General features: G+C 58.0%; 1 protein-coding gene. It reads left to right on the top strand.

Annotated elements, in window-relative coordinates; genetic code table 11:
* Nucleotides 1-238, top strand: a 238-nt coding sequence (locus FDX22_RS15455) for a Type 1 glutamine amidotransferase-like domain-containing protein (RefSeq protein ID WP_186805318.1), incomplete at both ends; no start/stop codon positions are given.

The following is a 238-nucleotide window of genomic DNA, read 5'->3' as shown; positions in this document are numbered from 1 at the left end:
AGTACACGGCGAAAACGGCAGCCATCTTTGCGCCAATGGGCGTTAACGTTACCGGTATTCATACCGTTGTCGATCCGATTGCCGCTATTGAAAACGCCGAGCTGGTGATTGTCGGCGGCGGGAATACCTTCCAGTTGCTGAAAGAGAGTCGTGAGCGCGGGTTGCTGGCGCCGATCGTGGATGTCGTCAAACGCGGTGCGCTGTACATCGGCTGGAGCGCGGGTTCCAACCTTGCCTG

It is taken from the genome of Citrobacter sp. TBCS-14 (assembly GCF_005280805.1).
In the GTDB taxonomy this organism is placed as follows: Bacteria; Pseudomonadota; Gammaproteobacteria; order Enterobacterales; family Enterobacteriaceae; genus Citrobacter; species Citrobacter gillenii.
The sequence above is the reverse complement of the archived record's forward strand: the minus strand, read 5'-3'. Positions and strand labels throughout refer to the sequence as shown.